Source organism: Methylorubrum podarium, from assembly GCF_022179745.1.
GTDB classification, from domain to species: Bacteria; Pseudomonadota; Alphaproteobacteria; order Rhizobiales; family Beijerinckiaceae; genus Methylobacterium; species Methylobacterium podarium.
Genome location: NZ_BPRD01000469.1, coordinates 1 through 2,746, shown reverse-complemented (window position 1 = coordinate 2,746; position 2,746 = coordinate 1). Strand labels below are relative to the sequence as shown.

General features: G+C 72.0%; 3 protein-coding genes. 2 read left to right on the top strand and 1 reads right to left on the bottom strand.

Annotated elements, in window-relative coordinates; genetic code table 11:
- Positions 1 to 322: ATP-binding protein (locus MFF42_RS21000; RefSeq protein ID WP_238257482.1), on the top strand; the 322-nt coding region annotated here is incomplete at its 5' end.
- 43 nt (positions 323 to 365) lie between these two features.
- Here the strand turns inward: MFF42_RS21000 and MFF42_RS20995 are convergent.
- Positions 366 to 635 carry a hypothetical protein gene (locus MFF42_RS20995; RefSeq protein ID WP_238257481.1) on the bottom strand — a complete coding sequence of 90 codons (270 nt, stop codon included), beginning with the start codon at positions 633 to 635 and terminating at the stop codon, positions 366 to 368.
- 190 nt (positions 636 to 825) lie between these two features.
- On the opposite strand from MFF42_RS20995, the gene MFF42_RS20990 reads away from it, so the two are divergent.
- Complete coding sequence (locus MFF42_RS20990) at positions 826 to 2,661, top strand: pyrroloquinoline quinone-dependent dehydrogenase (protein ID WP_238257480.1); 1,836 nt, start codon at positions 826 to 828, stop codon at positions 2,659 to 2,661.
- Positions 2,662 to 2,746: the final 85 nt, after the last annotated feature.

Sequence of the window (2,746 nt, the reverse complement as noted above, 5' to 3'; positions counted from 1 at the left end):
CGCGTTGGTGACGAGTTCGTTCACGAACAGGCCGAGCGGGATCGCGAGGTCGGCCGGCATCGTCACCAACGCGATCAAGTACGCCTATCCCGACGGACAGGGCGAGATCCGCGTCGAGGCGATGATGCGGGAGGATGGAGGGCTGACCGTGTCGGTCTGCGACGACGGCGTCGGCCTGCCGCCGGGTTTCGACCCGCTGAAAGCCCGTGCGAGCCTCGGCATGCGCGTCGTTGGCAACCTCGCGCGCCAGCTCGACGGAACGCTGTCGCTGAGGCCGGGCAAGGGCGCGCAGTTCGAACTGCGGATGGCGCCCCGCCACTGAGCCGGACCCGGCGCGATGGCCGGACCCGGTCCGTTTTCGGGGATCAGTTGCCGCCGGCGCCGCTGCTTCCGCCGCCGCCGCTGCCCTGGGGCACCGACCGCGAGGGCTGGTTGGCGTTGCCGCCGACCGCCGAATCGGTCTGGACGGTATCCGCTCCGGTGCTACCGCGCGGAACCGTGACGTTGGTGTCGGCACCGGTGTTGTTCTGGCCGCCGACCACGGGCGCGCCGGTCCGCGGCGCCGTCGGGGCGGTGGTCTGGGCAAAGGCAGGCGCGGCGAAAGCCAGTGTCGCGGCCAGGATCAGAATTCGCATCAATCTCTCTCGGTTGCGTGAAGTGACCGCCGCCGGAACGCTCGTCGAGCGCTCGCGACGATCCCTTTGGGTTCGATAACTACGCAAACGGACGGAAGGGTCCGAGAAAGTCGCTCGGTCGCACGGTCGTGGCCGTTCGACAGGGCCGCCGCTCCACCGTAACCAGGGAGCGAAGGATGGGAGGACCTGCGTGCCACGCCACACGATGACGCTTGCCGAGCGCTCGAAGACGCCCTCCGGCCGGGGATGCGCCGCCCTCGCCGCCGCACTGCTCTTCCTCCTGCCGGCCGTCCTGCCGGGCGCTTCCGCGCAGGAGAGCGCCCGCTCCTCCGGTGACTGGCCGGCCTTCGGGCGCGACGCCGCCAACACCCACCATTCGCCGCTGGCGCAGATCGACCGCGGCAATGTCGGCCGCCTGCGCCCGGCCTGGATCTTCCAGACCGGCGTCACCGGCACTTTCCAGGCCGAGCCGGTGGTGGTCGAGGGGGTGATGTACGTCTCGACCACGGGCAACCACGTGGCGGCGCTGGAGGCGAAGTCGGGCCGGGTGCTGTGGACCTACACCCACAAGGCGCGCACGGAGAAGATCTTCGGGCCGCCCTCGAACCGGGGCGTGGCGGTCTCCGGAGGCCTCGTCTTCGAGGCGACCATGGACGGGCGCGTCATCGCCCTCGACGCGAGAACCGGCCGGCTGGTCTGGGATCGGGAGGCGGTCCGCCCCGAGGAGGGCGAGACGGAGACCGCCTCCGCGCTCGCGGCGACCTTGGGCGACAAGCCGGTCCAGGGCTCGAGCCGCCTCGGCTTCAAGATGCCGCCGCTGGTGGCCGACGGCCTCGTCGTCGTCGGGGTGACGGGGGCCGGCTACGGGCTCCATGTCGAGGACGAGAAGGGCGGACTCGACGGCGGCGCGGTGGTCGGGATCGAGGGCGGCTACGGCCGGCGCGGCTGGCTCGCCGCCTACGACGCGAAGACCGGCGAGGAGCGCTGGCGCTGGTACGTCACCAAGGCCGACGGCTGGGAGGGCGACTTCGCGGAAAAGACCGCCGATGGCCTGCCGCTCAACCGCGACATCGCCGCGGAGAAGGCCGCTGCCCCTCGGCACGGGGAAGCGTGGAAGGTCGGCGGCGGCTCGCTCTGGATGACGCCGGCCTACGATGCCGATCTCGGCCTGATCTATCTCGGCACCGGCAACCCGGCGCCGCAGAATTTCGGCCTGACCCGGCCGGGCGACAACCTCTACACGATGAGCCTCGTGGCGCTCGACGTGAAGACTGGACAATTGCGCTGGCATTTCCAGCAGGTGCCGCACGAGCAGTGGGGCTACGACGTGGCGAGCCCGCCCTTCCTGCTCGATGTCCCCACCGAGAAGGGAACGGTCAAGGCGGTGGCGCAGGCGAGCAAGCTCGGCTGGATCTACGTCCACGACCGCGCCGACGGACGGCTCATCGCCAAGTCCGCCCCGCTCATCACCCACAAGAACCTGTTCGTGCCCCCGAGCCCGGAGGGCACGGTGGTCAGCCCCGGCCCCCTCGGCGCGGTCTCCTGGCATCCGGTGGCCTACGACGCGGGGAGCGGGCTCGCCTTCGCCCAGGTGCGGCACGGTGCGGCGACCTACACGGTGAAGACCGTGCCCGCGTCCGGCGGACGCGGCGAGGTCCGCTACACCGAGACCAGCGAGGCGAAGGGGGAGCCGGCCTTCTCGACGCTGACGGCGGTCGATCTCGCGCGGGGCGGCGCGGTGGCGTGGTCGCGCAAGGCCGGAAGCCGGCTCTCCGGCGGCACCCTCGCCACCGCGGGCGGCCTCGTCTTCTCGGGCGAGGAGGACGGGCATCTCGACGCGCACGACGCGACGACCGGCGAGATCCTCTGGCGCTTCCAGTGCGGGGCGGGGATCGGCGGGCCGCCGGCCACCTACACCGTCGAGGGCCGCCAGTACGTCGCCGTGGCCGCGGGCGGCGCCTCCTTCACCAAGGGGTCCGGCTTCGGCACCGGCGACGCCCTCGTCGTCTTCGCGCTTCCCGATTAGCGGGCAGCCGCCTCACTCCGCCGCGTCGGATTCCTCGTCCCCGTCGGCCGGCTCCCGCGGGTCGGCCTCGTCCTCCGGCGCCTCG

Excerpts from the sequence above, each read along its gene's own strand:
- MFF42_RS20995 (WP_238257481.1), bottom strand. The coding sequence starts at position 635 with ATGCGAATTCTGATCCTGGCCGCGACACTGGCTTTCGCCGCGCCTGCC.